Annotated in this window: 14 protein-coding genes; 13 read left to right on the top strand and 1 reads right to left on the bottom strand. The window is 29.3% G+C overall.

What is annotated here, in order from left to right; translation table 11 throughout:
* Positions 1-472 precede the first annotated feature (472 nt).
* From GXK56_RS15985 to GXK56_RS15950, 8 genes are all read left to right on the top strand, one after another.
* Positions 473-1,138 carry an amino acid ABC transporter permease gene (locus GXK56_RS15985; RefSeq protein ID WP_160689169.1) on the top strand — a complete coding sequence of 222 codons (666 nt, stop codon included), beginning with the start codon at positions 473-475 and terminating at the stop codon, positions 1,136-1,138.
* Complete coding sequence (locus GXK56_RS15980; RefSeq protein ID WP_160689167.1) at positions 1,119-1,799, top strand: amino acid ABC transporter permease; 681 nt, start codon at positions 1,119-1,121, stop codon at positions 1,797-1,799. The genes GXK56_RS15985 and GXK56_RS15980 overlap by 20 nt, the downstream gene beginning before the upstream one ends.
* An 11-nt stretch (positions 1,800-1,810) precedes the next feature.
* Positions 1,811-2,560, top strand: coding sequence for an amino acid ABC transporter ATP-binding protein (locus tag GXK56_RS15975; RefSeq protein WP_160689165.1), 750 nt, complete (start codon positions 1,811-1,813; stop codon positions 2,558-2,560).
* Between the two features lie 31 nt (positions 2,561-2,591).
* Entirely contained in the window at positions 2,592-3,467 is an 876-nt protein-coding gene (locus GXK56_RS15970) for a cysteine ABC transporter substrate-binding protein (RefSeq protein ID WP_160689163.1), read from the top strand.
* A 206-nt stretch (positions 3,468-3,673) separates the two neighbouring features.
* Positions 3,674-4,744, top strand: a complete 1,071-nt coding sequence (locus GXK56_RS15965) for an HD domain-containing phosphohydrolase (protein ID WP_160689161.1) — start codon at positions 3,674-3,676, stop codon at positions 4,742-4,744.
* Positions 4,745-4,762: 18 nt separating this feature from the next.
* Entirely contained in the window at positions 4,763-7,702 is a 2,940-nt protein-coding gene (locus tag GXK56_RS15960; RefSeq protein ID WP_160689159.1) for a response regulator, read from the top strand.
* Between the two features lie 39 nt (positions 7,703-7,741).
* A complete protein-coding gene (locus GXK56_RS15955; protein ID WP_160689157.1) occupies positions 7,742-8,113 on the top strand; it encodes a response regulator in 372 nt (123 codons plus the stop codon).
* Positions 8,114-8,272: 159 nt separating this feature from the next.
* Positions 8,273-9,622 (top strand): FAD-binding oxidoreductase, encoded by a 1,350-nt coding sequence (locus tag GXK56_RS15950; protein WP_160689155.1) that lies wholly within the window; start codon positions 8,273-8,275, stop codon positions 9,620-9,622.
* A 34-nt stretch (positions 9,623-9,656) separates the two neighbouring features.
* Here GXK56_RS15950 and GXK56_RS15945 read toward each other — a convergent pair whose 3' ends face one another.
* Complete coding sequence (locus tag GXK56_RS15945) at positions 9,657-10,268, bottom strand: 3D domain-containing protein (protein WP_160689153.1); 612 nt, start codon at positions 10,266-10,268, stop codon at positions 9,657-9,659.
* A 289-nt stretch (positions 10,269-10,557) separates the two neighbouring features.
* Here GXK56_RS15945 and GXK56_RS15940 point away from each other — a divergent pair, with 289 nt between their 5' ends.
* The 5 genes from GXK56_RS15940 (at position 10,558) to GXK56_RS15920 (ending at position 16,048) form a co-directional block, all read left to right on the top strand.
* The gene (locus GXK56_RS15940) at positions 10,558-11,235 is read left to right on the top strand and encodes an SIMPL domain-containing protein (protein WP_160689151.1); all 678 of its coding nucleotides are present in this window, start codon (positions 10,558-10,560) and stop codon (positions 11,233-11,235) included.
* 255 nt (positions 11,236-11,490) lie between these two features.
* Positions 11,491-12,525, top strand: a complete 1,035-nt coding sequence (locus tag GXK56_RS15935; protein WP_160689149.1) for a transglutaminase domain-containing protein — start codon at positions 11,491-11,493, stop codon at positions 12,523-12,525.
* 69 nt (positions 12,526-12,594) lie between these two features.
* A complete protein-coding gene (locus GXK56_RS15930; RefSeq protein ID WP_160689147.1) occupies positions 12,595-13,722 on the top strand; it encodes an SGNH/GDSL hydrolase family protein in 1,128 nt (375 codons plus the stop codon).
* 154 nt (positions 13,723-13,876) lie between these two features.
* Positions 13,877-14,449: a GNAT family N-acetyltransferase gene (locus GXK56_RS15925; protein WP_160689177.1), complete on the top strand. Its 573-nt coding sequence runs from the start codon at positions 13,877-13,879 to the stop codon at positions 14,447-14,449.
* Positions 14,450-14,707: 258 nt separating this feature from the next.
* A complete protein-coding gene (locus GXK56_RS15920; RefSeq protein WP_160689145.1) occupies positions 14,708-16,048 on the top strand; it encodes an MATE family efflux transporter in 1,341 nt (446 codons plus the stop codon).
* Positions 16,049-16,126: the final 78 nt, after the last annotated feature.

Here is a 16,126-nt window from a genome sequence, read left to right as displayed (position 1 = left end):
TTTGAAAAAGGAGCTATCGCTAACCGATTTTAATCCGCTAATGCGACAGCCCCTTGCCATTAATGTTTTATTTGTATTTTATTATATTCTTATGAAAATTTTCAGTCAATATAAATTTACAAATATTTGAATTAAAAATATTTTTTATAGATAGATTTTCGAATATAAAGTTATTTAAATGAATTTGTTTATTTTATACGGTTTCTTTAAACATTTGTGGGTTAAATTATTTTATTAACTTACAGTTTATTAAGAACATAAAAATATAATTTTTCTTTTTTATATAAAATTGAAAATAGCAAAATCCAATAAAGGAATTGTGAATAAAATAATTATGAGCAAAATTTTAATATTTATTAAATAAAATTATATTACATAAATGCGATTGACAAACTAGGAAACAATTGATAATATATATGTATTCCTACAGAAATTATATGAATTGAAAGAAAGTAACAAAAAGGAGATAAAAATGAGCATTGACTGGAATTTTGTAGTGACTAATCTGCCTTTATATGAAAAAGCTGCATGGCTTACACTTAAATTAGCAATTGCAGGAATAGCTTTATCATTGGTGATTGGATTACTATGCAGCATAGTATTATATTTTAAAGTAAAAATAATAGATGTTATTGTACAAGCTTATATAGAACTTTCAAGAAATACTCCACTTCTAGTACAAATATTTTTCTTATATTTTGGATTGCCAAAATTGGGAGTAAAAATGAGTGAAAGTACATGTGGAATAATTGGACTGGCTTTTCTTGGCGGAAGTTACATGGCTGAAGCTTTTAGAAGTGGGTTTGAAGCAGTAAATAAGACACAAATTGAATCTGGAATAAGCATAGGATTATCTAAAATTCAGGTTGTTAGATATGTGATAATTCCACAGGCCTTTTCTATAAGTATGCCTTCATTAAGTGCAAATTGTATATTCTTATTAAAAGAAACTTCTATATTAGGAGCAATTTCAATAATGGATCTTACTAATTTAACTAAGGATTTAATAGGAATGTATTATAGGACCTTTGAAGCATTAGCTATGCTGGTTTTAATATACCTTATATTGATACTGCCGTTATCTTTTTTACTATCTTTAATAGAAAGGAAGGTGCGATATGCAGAATTCGGGAATTAATGTTATTTTGCAAGAAAAAAATATTCAGCGTCTAATATTTGAAGGGTTATTTGTGACAATAGAAATTGCTTTTATTTCTATTGTAATAGGTTCGATTTTAGGTATCTTAATTGGATTAAGTAGAACAACGAAATCAAAAGTAATACTTTTTATAAATAGAGTTTATCTTGAAGCTTTTAGAATAATACCTACATTAGTATGGCTCTTCATTTTTTATTTTGGAGTGACTACAGCACTTGATTTAAATTTAAGTGGTGAAGTTGTTTCTATCATAGTATTTAGCCTTTGGGGAGCAGCAGAAATGGGAGATATTGTTAGAGGTGCGTTACAGTCACTTCCGCAGCATCAAATTGAGGCTGGTAAGGCTTTAGGATTAAATTATTATCAATTATATAGGTATGTATTAATACCTCAAGCTATAAGAAGAATGATTCCAGGAACTATAAATCTAGCAACAAGAATGATTAAAACTACTTCACTTGTAGTTTTAATAGGAGTAATAGATGTAGTTAAAATTGGTCAGCAGATTATAGAGACTTCGCGTTTTGAATTTCCGACTGCATCCTTTTGGGTTTATGCATGCATATTCTTTTTATACTTTATAATATGTTATCCACTATCTAAAATATCAAAAAGTCTAGAAGCTAAGTGGAGTAATTAGGAGGAAATACAATGGATAAGAATAATAATCCTGTTTTACTTCAAGTACAGGATGTTCATAAAAAATATGATGAAAAAGAAATATTAAAGGGAATAGATTTAAGTCTACACAAAGGTGAAGTTTTAGTTATTCTAGGACCTTCTGGTTGTGGGAAAAGTACTTTTCTAAGATGTCTTAATGGACTTGAAAAAATTCAAGGTGGAGATATTAAATTTAAAGAGCAAAGTCTTACAGATAAAAATGTAAAGATGCAGGAGATTCATGAAAAAATAGGTATGGTATTTCAAAATTATGAATTGTTTCCTCATATGACAGTTATAGAAAATATTCTTCTTGGGCCTTTAAAGGTTCAAAAAAGAAATAGAGCGGAAGCACTTGAACAAGCTGAACAGCTTTTAGATAGAGTTGGCTTATTAGATAGAAAGGATTCATATCCTCGTCAGCTTTCAGGGGGACAAAAGCAAAGAATAGCTATAGTAAGAGCTTTATGCATGAATCCAGAAGTAATTCTTTTTGATGAAGTAACAGCATCTCTTGATCCTGAAATGGTAAGAGAAGTTTTGGATGTTATCTTAGAATTAGCAAAGCAAGGAATGACAATGGTAATTGTTACTCATGAAATGGGTTTTGCAAGATCTGTAGCAGATAGAATAATCTTTATGGATAATGGAGAAATATGTGAAGAATCAATTCCAGAAGAATTTTTTACAAATCCAAAGACTGAACGTGCTAAGCACTTTCTAAATATATTTCAGTATTAATTAATAATTATAAATGAGAGGATGATGAATTATGAAAAACATAAAAAAAATCGTGACAGCACTGCTTATGAGCACTATAGTAATAGGAGGACTTGTAGGCTGCGGTAATTCAGCATCAACTGCAAATAAAAATGATTCAAAAACTGCATCAGCAAGTTCTATTGATGAAATAAAGAAACGTGGAACTATAAAAATTGGTGTATTTAGTGATAAAGCTCCATTTGGATATGTTGATTCAAATGGTAAAAACCAAGGTTTTGATGTATATATTGCAAAGAGATTTGCAAAAGATCTTCTTGGAGATGAATCAAAAGTTGAATTTGTTTTAGTTGATGCAGCAAGTAGAGTTGCATATTTGGAATCAAAAAAAGTTGATGTAATAATGGCAAACTTCACTGTTACTGATGAAAGAAAGCAAAAGGTAGATTTTACAAACCCTTATATGAAGGTATCTCTTGGTGTAGTTTCACCTGATGGTGCTAAAATTACTTCAGAAGATCAACTTAAAGGTAAAAAGATAATAGTTGCTAAAGGAACAACTGCTGAAACTTATATGACTAAAAATCACCCAGATGTTGAATTAGTTAAATTTGAACAATATTCAGAGATATTCCAAGCTTTAAAAGATAAACGTGGAGATGCTATTTTAAGTGATAATACAGAAGTTATAGCATGGGCTAAAGATAATCCAGGTTTCACTGTTGGAGTAGCATCACTTGGAAGCGCAGATACAATTGCACCTGCAGTAACTAAAGGAAATACAGAACTTAAAGATTGGATTAACACCGAGCTTGAAACTTTAGGTAAAGAAAATTTTGTTCATAAAGCTTATGATGAAACTTTAAAGTCAGTTTATGGAGCAGAATTTGAGGATAGCCTTGTAGTTGAAGGCGGAAAAATACAATAGAATAATTATATTTTTAGTTGATGTGGAAAGTTATTGGCTTCCACATCTCTTTTATTATGTTTTTTTATAGCAAAAGGTGTAAGAATATGTTAGTATTTTAATTGAAATGATGTTTAATGTAATTTGTTTTTTATCACTAATAGAGCACTGTTTTTAATTTAATTGGAGTGCATTTTTTATATAAATTATTTCATTTGGAGGTGTGTATGAGAGTTATTAGTGTCTCCAGCCTAAAAGGTGATGAAATACTTGCAAAGCAGATATATGATGAGACTGGCAGGATTTTACTTAGCGCTGGAGTGAAGCTTAGACCATATTTCATTGATAGAATTAAGGATCTTGGAATTCATTCTGTATATATTGAGGATGATATATCAAAAAATATTATCATAGAAGAAAATATATCTGATATGACAAGACAAATGAGTAAACATGCTATAAAACAAATGACTGAAAAATATTGCCGAGAAGGAAAAACTGATAGTAGAAGTATTATGAATTCCGTAAATTCAGTTATTGAGGACATACTTTCAAATAAAGATGTTTTAATAAATGTTGCGGAAATAAGTTCAAGTGATAATAATGTATATTCACATTCTGTAAATGTTTGTGTTTTAGCTACAATAATAGGAACACATATGGGATATAATATGTCCAAACTTAAAGAAGTTTCAACTGGAGCAATACTTCATGATATTGGAAAAATAAAGATTTTAAATGATAAAAAGATTTTAGAGCGATTCAATAATGAGGATGAATTAAATAAATATATTGAGCTTATGCACCCAAAAGTTGGATATGATTTTTTAGGGGAACAGTATGTTTGGAGTGCATATGTTAAGGTAGCAGCATTAATGCATCATGAGCGAAGTGATGGAAGTGGTTATCCATTGAAACTAAAAGGTGATGAAATAAATGAAATTGCTAAAATAGTTGCTATATGTGATGTTTTTGATAACTTAATCACTGGAAGGGGGAAAGATGATCCTAAACCAGTATATGAAGTTATTGAATATCTGGTAGGTATGAGTAATATTTATTTTGATGAAGAAATGGTTAGAAAATTTACTGCTAATATAGCAGCTTTTCCAACTGGAAGTGGAGTTATATTAAGTTCACATGAGAAGGGGTTAGTAATAAAGCAAAATAATTCGATGCCAATGAGACCAGTAGTAAAGGTTATTTATGATAAAAATGGGAAATTGCTTTCTGAGCCATATGAAATTGATTTGTTAGATGAATTAACCATATTTATTACAAAAACTTGTGAACTATAATTCAAAGGGGGCAGTTTTATGAGTGATATGGGATCAGAAGTAAAAACTATATATGCTGAAAAATTTCCAAAACTAATTCATGATACTTTTCAGAAATTTTTGACTTTGGGCAATATAGGGTATGAAGTTGAGTTAAAAAACACCTTGGAAGAAATCGGGGACTTATTTTATTTAGATAGAATATTTATTTGCTATTTCTGTAAAGATCCTACTTTTATGAAAATTGAATGCCAATGGAATAGAAAAAATATAAAACCTAAAAGAGAAAAGCTAGTGGAAGAACCAGTATATGCTTATCCGTGGACGATTCATAAGATTAAGAATGATGAAATAGTTGTAATAAATAATTTGGAAGATTATCCGGAAGATGCTATATTTGAAGTAGAAGCTTTTTCTAAGGAAGGATTAATATCTTCATTACTAATTCCGTTGAAAAATGGAAATACAGTAATTGGATTTATTGGATATGAGAGTTTATCGCGTTCTATTATATGGGAAGAATATCAAATAAAAATGTTAAATAATGTTGCGGCAGCCTTTGCATACACAAGAATGAAAATTGTAAAAGAAAAAACTTATGAATCTATAATTAAGGGACAATCTATATTGCTTAATAATTCTGAAGCGCAGATTTGGGCGTTGAGTAATGTCACTTCATATGCAACTGTCAATGAAGCTTATGCGAAATTTTTTGGGATGAAAATAAGTGATATAGAATACCACGATTTATATGATGTATTTGATGTAAAAACTGCTAATATACTGTCTGAGATTAATTGGGAGTTATTTCAAAAAAAAACTTGCTCAAATATAGATGTTGAACTAAAGAATAGTAAAGGTGAAAATAGATTACTAAGAATTAAAAGTAACCCTGAAAAAGATGATGCTGGAAATATTAAATACTTAATTTGTACTGCAGAAGATATTACTGAACAGAGAAAAGCAGAGAATGATTTATATAAAGCAAAAGAGCAAGCAGAAGCAGCTAATATTGCAAAAAGTCAGTTTCTAGCAAATATGTCTCATGAAATTAGAACACCTATGAATGGTATATTGGGATTTATTGAATTACTCCAATCAACTAATCTGGATTCAGAACAAAAAGAATACTTAAAAGAAGCCAAATCAGCTTCAAGTTTACTACTAAGTATTATTAATGACATATTAGATTTTTCAAAGATTGAAGCAAAAAAATTGACTATGGAGAAGATTGTTTTTAATTTGAGAAATACTATAGAAGATGCAGTTTCACTTTTAGCACCAAAGGCTTTCGAAAAAGGAATTGGTATTTTTACCGTTATTAAGGCTGGAGTACCTGAAGAAGTTATAGGCGATCCTTCAAGGCTTAGGCAAATATTAAATAATTTAATAAGCAATGCGGTAAAATTTACTGAAAAGGGAGAAATTACAATTACAGTTGACTCTATTGAGAAAGAAAATGATTTGATTCAGCTTAATTTTGAAGTTATGGATACTGGAATTGGAATACGCAGTGAGGATATTAATAAGCTTTTTCAATCTTTTAATCAGGCAGATGCATCAACAACTAGAAAATATGGAGGTACAGGACTTGGTCTCGCTATTTCTAAGGAATTGGTAATGATGATGGGCGGAGATCTTTATGTAGAAAGTAAATATGGTGAAGGTTCAAATTTTAAGTTTTATATTAATTTAAAGATTGCTAAAAGAAGGTTAGAATTACCGATAAATTTAATTAAATTAGACAAAGTCAATATATTAATAGTTGATAATAATAATAGTAACAGAAAAAGTGTTGTTTCCGCTCTTGAAGGAACAGGGCTTAGGGTATTTGAGGCGATAGATGCAGCAAGTGCTATTAACATTATTCGTTCAAATGCAAATTCAAACAACAAAATAGAAGTAGCGATAATAGATTATGAAATGCCGGATATGAGTTGTTATAAGCTTGCAGCTACACTGAAAAAAATGCCTATTTCTAAGGATGTTAAGTTAATGTTGTTAACCTATAATGCTGTAAAAGGTGATGCAAAGATTGCAAAAGAATATGGATTTTCATCTTTCTTATCGAAGCCGGTTAGAAGAGACGATCTAATTGGATGCATTGCGATTGCATTAGGTTTAAAGAATGATACCGAAGAAGAAATAATTACAAAACATACAGTTAAAGAAATTAATAATTTATTTAAGCCTAAAATACTATTGGTTGATGATAATGAAATGAATCGGAAGATTGTAATAAGTGTTCTTAAATCACACAATATGAATTGCGATATTGCTGTAAATGGAAGAGAGGCAATAGAGGCGGTGTCCAATAAGGATTATGATATGGTTTTTATGGATTGTCAGATGCCAGTAATGGATGGATACGAGAGTACGGCTAAAATAAGGCAAATGGAAGGAAATAAAAAACATACAACAATAATTGCTATGACAGCTAATGCAATGTCTGAAGACGAAGGAAAGTGCATTAAAGCTGGAATGGATTTCTATATTAGTAAGCCTATTGATTTTAATAAAATGTTTGAACTAATAGAAGCAAATACTAAAAAAAGAAAACCTGAGCTAGAGGAAAAATTAATAGAGGAAGACTTATTTGACTTAAATAACGATAATGAAAATAATGGTTCTATAAAGAAAGAAGATAAAAATAATGATTCCATCAATTATAATAATATAATTGATAAGTATATTGATTACTTTGTTGAAAGTTCAGGACTTGATAAAGAAGATGCTAGAGAAATATTAGAAGATTATATAAAGTATTTACCAGGACTTTTAAGTGATATAAATGAAGCTATTAATAATCGAGACTTAAAAAAGGCAGCGAGTTTAACACATGAATTAAAAGGATCTTCAGGTAGTTTTCGATTAAATTCCATACATGAATTAGCCAAAAAACTTGAGCAAAAGCTTATAGAAGAAAATCATGAAGAATGCGTTATAATTTTTAATGAAGTAATGGAATTATTGACTTGAGAATTTTATTAAATAAGAAATGCAAAAGGGGTTTTTAGTGTGAGAAAAATATTAATTGTTGATGATTCAACTTATATGAGAATGTTTATAAAAAAAATTATTGCAAAAGATAGTTTAAATATTATTTTTGAAGCTGGAACGAAAGATGAAGCTGTTGAATTATTCACAAGTGGTAAGCCAGACATAGTTATTTTAGATTTGAATATGTCAGAAAAGGAAAGAGAAGGTATTAGCATATTAACGGAAATAATGAAAATTGATCCTAATGCATATGTGATTATAATATCGGCAGTAGGATACGAACATGTTAAAGATGAATGCATATCACTTGGAGCTAAAGGATATCTTAAGAAGCCATTTGAAACAAAAGATTTATTAAAAGTATTAGAAGAGTACAGTCAATTATTATAGAACTGATTATTAGACATAATATTTGTTATAAAAATCCTTCATAAGCATTAATCTTATGAAGGATTTTTATTAATAATTATTTTTAGTTAATATTAAATATAGTAATTTTTACATTTATATAGTAAAATCAATAAAAGACATTAAGAAGGTGAAAAGCTTATGAAATATGATTATAGTAAACTTACAGGCAAAGTTGTGACTAAAGAAACTATTACTTATGAAGAGGATAGAGAAGCTTGGAATAGAGCTATTGAAAAATTTCCATTAGTAATTATTTATTGTATTAATGAAAAAGATATCAGCAATTCGATAGCTTGGGCACGTAACTATTCTTTAGAAATTAGAATAAGGTCAGGAAGGCATCATTACGAAGGGTATTCAACAGGTAATGATGTTGTAGTGATTGATATTAGTAATATGAATAATATTATTATTGATAAAGAAAAAAATATTGTTAAGATACAAGGTGGAGTTAGAAATCGTGAAATTTATGAAGCTTTAGGAGAACTGGGGTATCCATTTCCAGGGGGAGGGTGCCCCACAGTTGGAGTAACTGGATTAGCATTAGGCGGTGGCTGGGGATATTCTAGTAGATTATTTGGGCTGACAGCAGACAGTATGCTAGAATTGGAGATGATTGATTTTTGTGGGCATGTAATAACTGCTTCTGAAAATACTAATGAAGATTTATTTTGGGCATGTAGAGGCGCTGGAGGAGGAAACTTTGGAGTGATTTCATCAATGACTTTTAAATTGCCACAAAAAATTAGGATGGCAACTTTAATAAATATTGATTATATAAAAGCTGAAACTAAAGATATGATAAAAATAATTGAGATATGGATGGAATTTTTTAAAGATTTAGATAGAAGAATTAATTTAAAAATGGCAATATACAATTCTAAAGAAAAAGGAATAGGAATAAAGATTACAGGAATGTTTTATGGGAAAAAAGAAGAAGCTGATGAAATTTTATCTCCATTCAAAAGTATTTTTAAAAACGGAGTTTTTGATTTAGATGATATGACAGCCTTAGAAGCACTTAGAATAATTCAAAATAGTCATCCAGCATATGAGAAATATAAGTCGTCAGGAAGATTTGTATATAATGATTTCCATAGAAACACGATTGAGGAAATAATAAAGTTAGTAGATGAAAGTGCTGAGGGAGCTACTTATGCAGCAGTTTCTTTTTATGGATTAGGTGGAGCCGTAAAAGATAAAGGTAAAGAGGAAACAGCTTTTTATTATAGAGATGCAAATTTTATTATTGGATTACAGTCTGTTTGGGAAGATTCTAAATTTGCGCCTAAAAATATTGAATGGGTTAAACACAATTTAAAATATATTAGTAGTATTACAACTGGTGCTTATGTGAATTTTCCTTCAGCAGAACTGAAAGATTATGAAAAAGAATATTTTGGTTTTAATGCAGATAAACTTAAAGAGATCAAAAGAAGATATGATCCATTTAATGTATTTAATTTTCCACAAGGAATACGAATATAAATTTTTATATAGTTTTATATTGGTTCAGGAGTATTTATTTTATAATATAACCCTGAACCTTTTGTATTCCATAGTTATTTACTCTTCTGGAATACTGTCTATTGCTTTCTCCGGGTTCTCTTGGAATATATACATCTAATCTATTATCTACGCCAAAGTATTTGTCTGAACCTCTGTCGTTTACAGTAACCTGTCCATAACCTTCTAAATATATTTTAGTATTTTGAGGTATTACGTTATTAGCTACACCACCAGGGGTAAGTGGTTTATTTTGGCAGGTAACTGCACCTGCACTGCTATTTTCTGATTCAAGAGAGGTGTAAAAAGTTAGTATAAACTCCTTATATTCAGGTTTATTCTTTTTTTTCTCTTCACTTTTTTTCTTCTGTAGCTGTTCTGCTATTTCTAATTCATTTTGTTTTTTGAGTTCAGATTCTTTTTCTATCTCTATTTGATTTGAGTTTTGAATTTGTGAGTCAAAAGTTTCTTCCGCTGTTACAAATTTATCCTTATGTATTATTTCTATACTATTATTTTTAGTAGCATATATTGCTAAAGTATGAAATGGTGCTAGTGTACCTATATTATAAGAGCTAAATAAAAATATAAAGCTTAATAAGCACATTAGCCTATTTACTAGTAGCATTTGTCCACTCTCCTTTAAATGAAAAAACTAATATACAAATATTGGTAAATAAATTATAACACTTTTGTAAAAAAAATACAGTAAAAAATTTATAATATGTTTAATTAAAATTTAGTGTATATATTATATATATGCATAAATAAAATTATTATGTAAAAATAAAGAGTATTGTTAAATAAAACTCATTGGATTAAAGTTATTAAGGTTAATAAAGTTTTAGAAATAATATGAATACATCTATAAGAAAAAATCATATTATAGATTAGAAATTTTTTGAAGGGTGGAAATCATGTTTAGATTAGTAGATAACAATGATTACAGTTTCGAGGCATATGCGAGAGGTGACCATCACAATAAGCTTGAAGTTTTTGGAAAAGGTGTTGTTAATGTTAAGCCAGATGCAGCAGAAGTGGTAGTTGGAATAAAAACAGAAAATCCTCAATTAGAAATAGCTCAAGAGGAAAATGCAGCTATAACAAGGCAGGTCATTAGCAATATAACTAAAATAGGAGTATTACCTAGATATATACAAACTCAAAATTATAATATTAGAACAAATTATGATTATATTGATGGAAAGCAGGTTTTCAGAGGATATGAAGTAAGTAATGATTTGAAAGTCTATATTAGAAATCTTGAACTTGCTGGTGAAATAATTGATACAGCAGTAAAAGGTGGAGCTAATAATGTGGAAGGTATTAGACTTATTGTTTCTGATCAAACAACTTATTATTATGAATCCTTAAGGTTAGCGCTTACTGATGCTCAAAATAAAGCAAGAGTTATAGGGGAGAAGCTTAATGTAAATATAAATATTATTCCAATTGAAATAAAAGAGCATGAGATAGGGGATATAACTCCATTTGGAACAATGACCTTAAAGGAAGTAAGCTCTGCTACACCTATTGTAGCTGGTGAAAATAAAATAATTGCTGAAATTGGAGCTATATTTAAATATAGTGAATAAGTAAGAACACGTTGACATTTTTCTTATAATAAAAGGATAATATTATATAATATCAAAAGTTGTACAATATTAGCTTATATATAATTAGGTTTAAAAGTATCAATGTTTATAATAAAATATAAGTATAGATTTAGACATATATTGAATAATTTTCATTTAAATCTAATATATTGTTTTATTTCCTTTGATTAAATTATTTAATAAAGGTATGAATTATTATACAATTATACTATAAAAGGTTAGGGGGTACATAAGATGAAAAAAATTAAAATTAAAAAATTTGTAGCATTTTCATTAATAATGGCTTCAATAATGGCATTAAACCCTGTAAGAACAAATGCTGAATGGAAAAAAGACAACAAAGGCTGGTGGTATACAGAAGGAAATTCATGGGCTACAGGCTGGAGAAAAATTAATTTCAAGTGGTATTATTTTGGCCAAGATGGATATATGGAAATTGGTTGGTTACAAGATGATGATGGAAAGTGGTATTATTTAAATAATGATGGTTCAATGGCTCACGATACAATAATCGATGGCTATAAGCTTGGTAGAGATGGTTCGTGGATTAACTCTAATACAAGTAGTAGTAACTATGATTCATCTCAAGTGAGTTCATTAGGACAGGAGCTACTAAATAATATAAGTATGCAAAATCAATCTTTTACCATAGAATATACAGGCAATATAAATAATGCAGGAAATGTTATTCAAAATGAAATAGACAAGCTCAAATATACTAATCCCTATGAAGCATATAATATATCAAGTTATAAGTTGCAAATGTATTCCTGGGCAGGTTCAAATAGTGTAAAAGTAACAGTAGATTGTGTTTACAGAATGACAGCAGAAATGGCAGCAGCAGTCGATTTGAAAGCAAAATCAATAGTTGCAGAAATTGCACCAAGCAGTATGAATCAAGAACAAAAAGAACGAGCAATACATGATTGGATAGTTAACAATACAAGATATGATCAATCTTTTACAGTATATGATCCATATAATACTTTAGTTAAGCATACTGGAGTTTGTCAAGGATATTCTCTTTTGGCACAAAAAATGTTTACCATCGCTGGAATAAAATCTTTGGTTGTTGAAGGAACATCAAAAGGACAGTCTCATGCATGGAACTTGGTTTATATAAATGGAAAATGGAGACATGTGGATACTACTTGGGATGATCCTGTTTCTAATATCGACATCTTAAGATATGATTATTATAATTTAACAGATAAGGAAATTAGAGAAGATCATTCTTGGGATACATCAAAGTATCCAAAGGCTGATTAGAAGTGAGAATACAAATGTAAGAGAAAATTATAAACACAATTCAAATTATTGAGATGGGGGAAAAGTAATATGAGAGAGGATGAAAAATTAATTATATATAAATTGGAGGAAATAGAAAATTTAAAGGTTCACGGAAGAAGTACTGGATGCCTTTCTCCCTTGACGTTATTTTGGACTGGAAGTGGGATTGAGTTAAATGCAAAGGGAGGTGAACTTTGGATTGAAGTTGAATCAAACTATGACATGTATGAGCCATGGATGAGCATATTAATTAACTCGGTGCCCGTAAGCAGATTAATGTTAACAAAAGGGAGACAATGGATTTGTTTGTTTAGGAGTATGGACGAAAATGCAGTAAAGAATGTCCGAATTGTTAGAGATATGCAAGCTATGAGTGGAGACCAAGAAACTTGTATGCAAATACATAGAGTTAAATTTGATGGAGAATTTTTACCAGTTAAAGAGAGAAAATATAAAATTGAATTTATAGGAGATAGTATTACTTCAGGAGAAGGTGCAATAGGCAATAAACAGGAGGAAGACTGGATTCCAATGTGGTTTAGCGGAGTAACTAATTATACTGCAATGGCAGCAGAAGCATTAAATTCAGATTACAGAGTTATATCTCAGAGTGGATGGGGAGTATTAACAGGGTGGGATAATAATCCCAACAGTAACATACCTGAATATTATGAAAAAGTTTGTGGCTTACTTACTGGAGAAAAAAATAAAGTTTTAGGAGCATTTGAAGAAAATGATTTTACGTCTTGGCAGCCAGATGTGGTTGTAGTTAATCTTGGAACAAACGATACAGCAGCGTTTAATTCGCCAGAATGGAAAGATGAAATTACAGGAAAAATTTACAAACAAAGATTAAACGAAGATGGAAGTTTCAATGAGGAAGATTTAAAAAAATTTGAAGATGCTGTTATAAATTTTCTTGTTAAAATTAGAAAAAATAATGACAAAGCTAAAATAGTGTGGGCATATGGAATGCTTGGAATACCAATGATGCCTTCATTATATAGAGCAGTAGATAGATATATTAAGCAAACAAGAGATACAAGGGTTTCGGTTTTTCAACTTCCCAATACTACAGAAGAAACGGTTGGAGCAAGAAGCCATCCTGGAGCTTTATCACATGAAGGAGCAGCTAAAGCATTAAGTGGATATTTAAAGGAGCTATTAACAAGATAAGTTTATTTAAATGTTATTTATAATTATGATCTCTGTTTTAATTAGCATTATAATAATTTTATATTTGAAGGAAGCATAGAGTTTAGCTGTAATAAAAATCTATGATATAATAAAATAAATTAAAATATTATAGAACAATGATTGGATGATAGAAATGCAACTAAGACAATTGATTAAAGAAGAGATAAAAAAAATATATAGTGAACATATGGTAATAGATTTTCCCAAAGAAGAATTAAAACCTTTTGATGCAATAGAAAGACTCATGGGGAGAAAAATATATAAATGCTATGGTTTGTATGATAACGAAGAATTATTGGCGTATGCATTTTTCAACACTTCTAACTCATATTTACTCCTTGATTATTTTTCTGTTTGTAAAAAATATAGAAGTAAAGGTATTGGAAGTAAGTTTTTTAGTCTTTTGAAGGAAGAATGTAAAGACCATGATGGAATTATAGTAGAAGTTGAGGACTTAGAATCGGCTAATACTCAAACAGAAAAAATAATCCGTCAGAGAAGAATCGATTTCTATATGAAAAATGGAATGAAGATGACAAATGTCTTATGTGAATTATTTAATGTCAATTATTCTATTATGTGTATATCTAAAACTGAATTTGATGATTCAATTATTTGTGATGAAATTAAGAATATATATAAAGAAATGGTTCCAGTTAAATTCTATTCGAGATATGTTAAAGTAGGTTATAGAGAAAATAAATAAAGAGAGAAATGCCCAATGTATCAATTGAAATAAAAGATACATTGGGCTATTTTAATGAGTTTAAATTGATTAAAAGAAATTAATGATTATTTTTAGAATGAAATTTTACGAGGAAATTTTTTGTTTTTTCTTGACTTAGAGTTAACTTGAAGTAGTATTATAACATTGTGCATTTAGTTTAATGAGAATTAAAGTATTAAATAAATAAGTGAAATTATTTATAATATTTTATTAATAAACGATAGGAGGAAAATTAAAATGAAGCTTACAAGAAATTTGACAAAGGGTAGTCCAGCCAAATTAATACTGTTATTTACCATTCCTTTATTAATAGGGAATATATTTCAACAGTTTTATAGCATAGCAGATACGTTTATTGTAGGAAGAACGATTGGAGTTAATGCGCTAGCAGCAGTTGGGTGTACAGGAAGCATAATGTTCTTGATTTTAGGTTTTGCGCAAGGGTTAACAGCTGGTCTTTCAATTATTACAGCACAAAAATTTGGAGCGGATGATAAACAAGGGGTTAAGGAAAGTTATGTTGCAGGAATAGTAATAAGTATGATTGTAACTATAATTCTTACGGTTATAAGTACTTTTTCTGCTAGAACTATATTAGAGTTAATGAATACACCTGCAGAAATAATAGATGATGCTTATCGTTTTGTATTTGTCATATTTCTAGGAATAATTGCATCTATGTTTTTTAACTTTTATTCAAATATTATCAGAGCCTTAGGAGATAGTAAAACACCATTATTATATTTAATAGCTGCGTGTATTTTAAATGTAATTTTAGAATTTGCTTTTATTTTAATATTCAAAATGGGAGTTACAGGAGCTGCAATTGCAACAGTTATAGCACAAGGAGTTTCGGCACTACTATGCTTTTGGCATATAAAAAGAAATTTACCAATACTTAAATTAAAAAAGAGGGACTTAAATATATCAAAAGAGACTTTTTTAGAACATTTAAGAATTGCACTGCCAATGGGATTTCAGGCATCTATAATAGCAATTGGAGCTATTATATTGCAGTTTGCACTTAATGGTCTTGGGGCAACTTCTGTTGCAGCTTATACTGCAGCACAAAAAATTGACTCTATAGCAATCCAGCCAATGATGTCCTTTGGCATAACAATGGCTACATACACTGCTCAAAATTATGGAGCTAAAAAAATCCAAAGAATTAAAGAGGGGGTAAAGCAATGTGCGTATATATCAGTTACCTTCAGCATTGTAGTTGGTCTTATTAATATTTTTGCAGGACATTTTCTTACAGGGCTTTTTGTTGGATATGATCAAAAAGAAGTTATATCTTTATCACAAGTTTATTTGACATCTAATGGAATATTTTATTTTTTACTTTCTCTCCTTTTTATTTGTAGATATACTCTTCAAGGATTAGGACAAAGCTTTATTCCCACAGTAGCTGGGATAATGGAATTAATAATGAGATCTTTTGCGGCAATTATATTATCTAAACCTTTTGGTTTTTTAGGGGTATGTTTATCAAATCCATTAGCTTGGCTTGGAGCATGTATTCCTCTAATTCTTTCGTATTACTTAACTATGAAAAAGATAAATAATGAAAAGTAAAAAAATGTTAAAGTATTTTTGTTTTTATCCGATAATAAAATATTAAATTTGATCACAAGAGGAAATATAGCAAAATTA

The sequence above is a fragment of the Clostridium sp. C2-6-12 genome (assembly GCF_009928485.1).
In the GTDB taxonomy this organism is placed as follows: domain Bacteria; phylum Bacillota; class Clostridia; order Clostridiales; family Clostridiaceae; genus Clostridium.
This window is presented reverse-complemented; position numbering and strand designations above follow the sequence as displayed.

Coding starts and splice junctions, on each gene's coding strand:
- GXK56_RS15960 (WP_160689159.1), top strand. CDS start 4,763: ATGAGTGATATGGGATCAGAAGTAAAAACTATATATGCTGAAAAATTT.
- GXK56_RS15950 (WP_160689155.1), top strand. CDS start 8,273: ATGAAATATGATTATAGTAAACTTACAGGCAAAGTTGTGACTAAAGAA.
- GXK56_RS15940 (WP_160689151.1), top strand. CDS start 10,558: ATGTTTAGATTAGTAGATAACAATGATTACAGTTTCGAGGCATATGCG.
- GXK56_RS15925 (WP_160689177.1), top strand. CDS start 13,877: ATGCAACTAAGACAATTGATTAAAGAAGAGATAAAAAAAATATATAGT.
- GXK56_RS15985 (WP_160689169.1), top strand. CDS start 473: ATGAGCATTGACTGGAATTTTGTAGTGACTAATCTGCCTTTATATGAA.
- GXK56_RS15980 (WP_160689167.1), top strand. CDS start 1,119: ATGCAGAATTCGGGAATTAATGTTATTTTGCAAGAAAAAAATATTCAG.
- GXK56_RS15930 (WP_160689147.1), top strand. CDS start 12,595: ATGAGAGAGGATGAAAAATTAATTATATATAAATTGGAGGAAATAGAA.
- GXK56_RS15935 (WP_160689149.1), top strand. CDS start 11,491: ATGAAAAAAATTAAAATTAAAAAATTTGTAGCATTTTCATTAATAATG.
- GXK56_RS15965 (WP_160689161.1), top strand. CDS start 3,674: ATGAGAGTTATTAGTGTCTCCAGCCTAAAAGGTGATGAAATACTTGCA.
- GXK56_RS15920 (WP_160689145.1), top strand. CDS start 14,708: ATGAAGCTTACAAGAAATTTGACAAAGGGTAGTCCAGCCAAATTAATA.
- GXK56_RS15945 (WP_160689153.1), bottom strand. CDS start 10,268: ATGCTACTAGTAAATAGGCTAATGTGCTTATTAAGCTTTATATTTTTA.
- GXK56_RS15970 (WP_160689163.1), top strand. CDS start 2,592: ATGAAAAACATAAAAAAAATCGTGACAGCACTGCTTATGAGCACTATA.
- GXK56_RS15975 (WP_160689165.1), top strand. CDS start 1,811: ATGGATAAGAATAATAATCCTGTTTTACTTCAAGTACAGGATGTTCAT.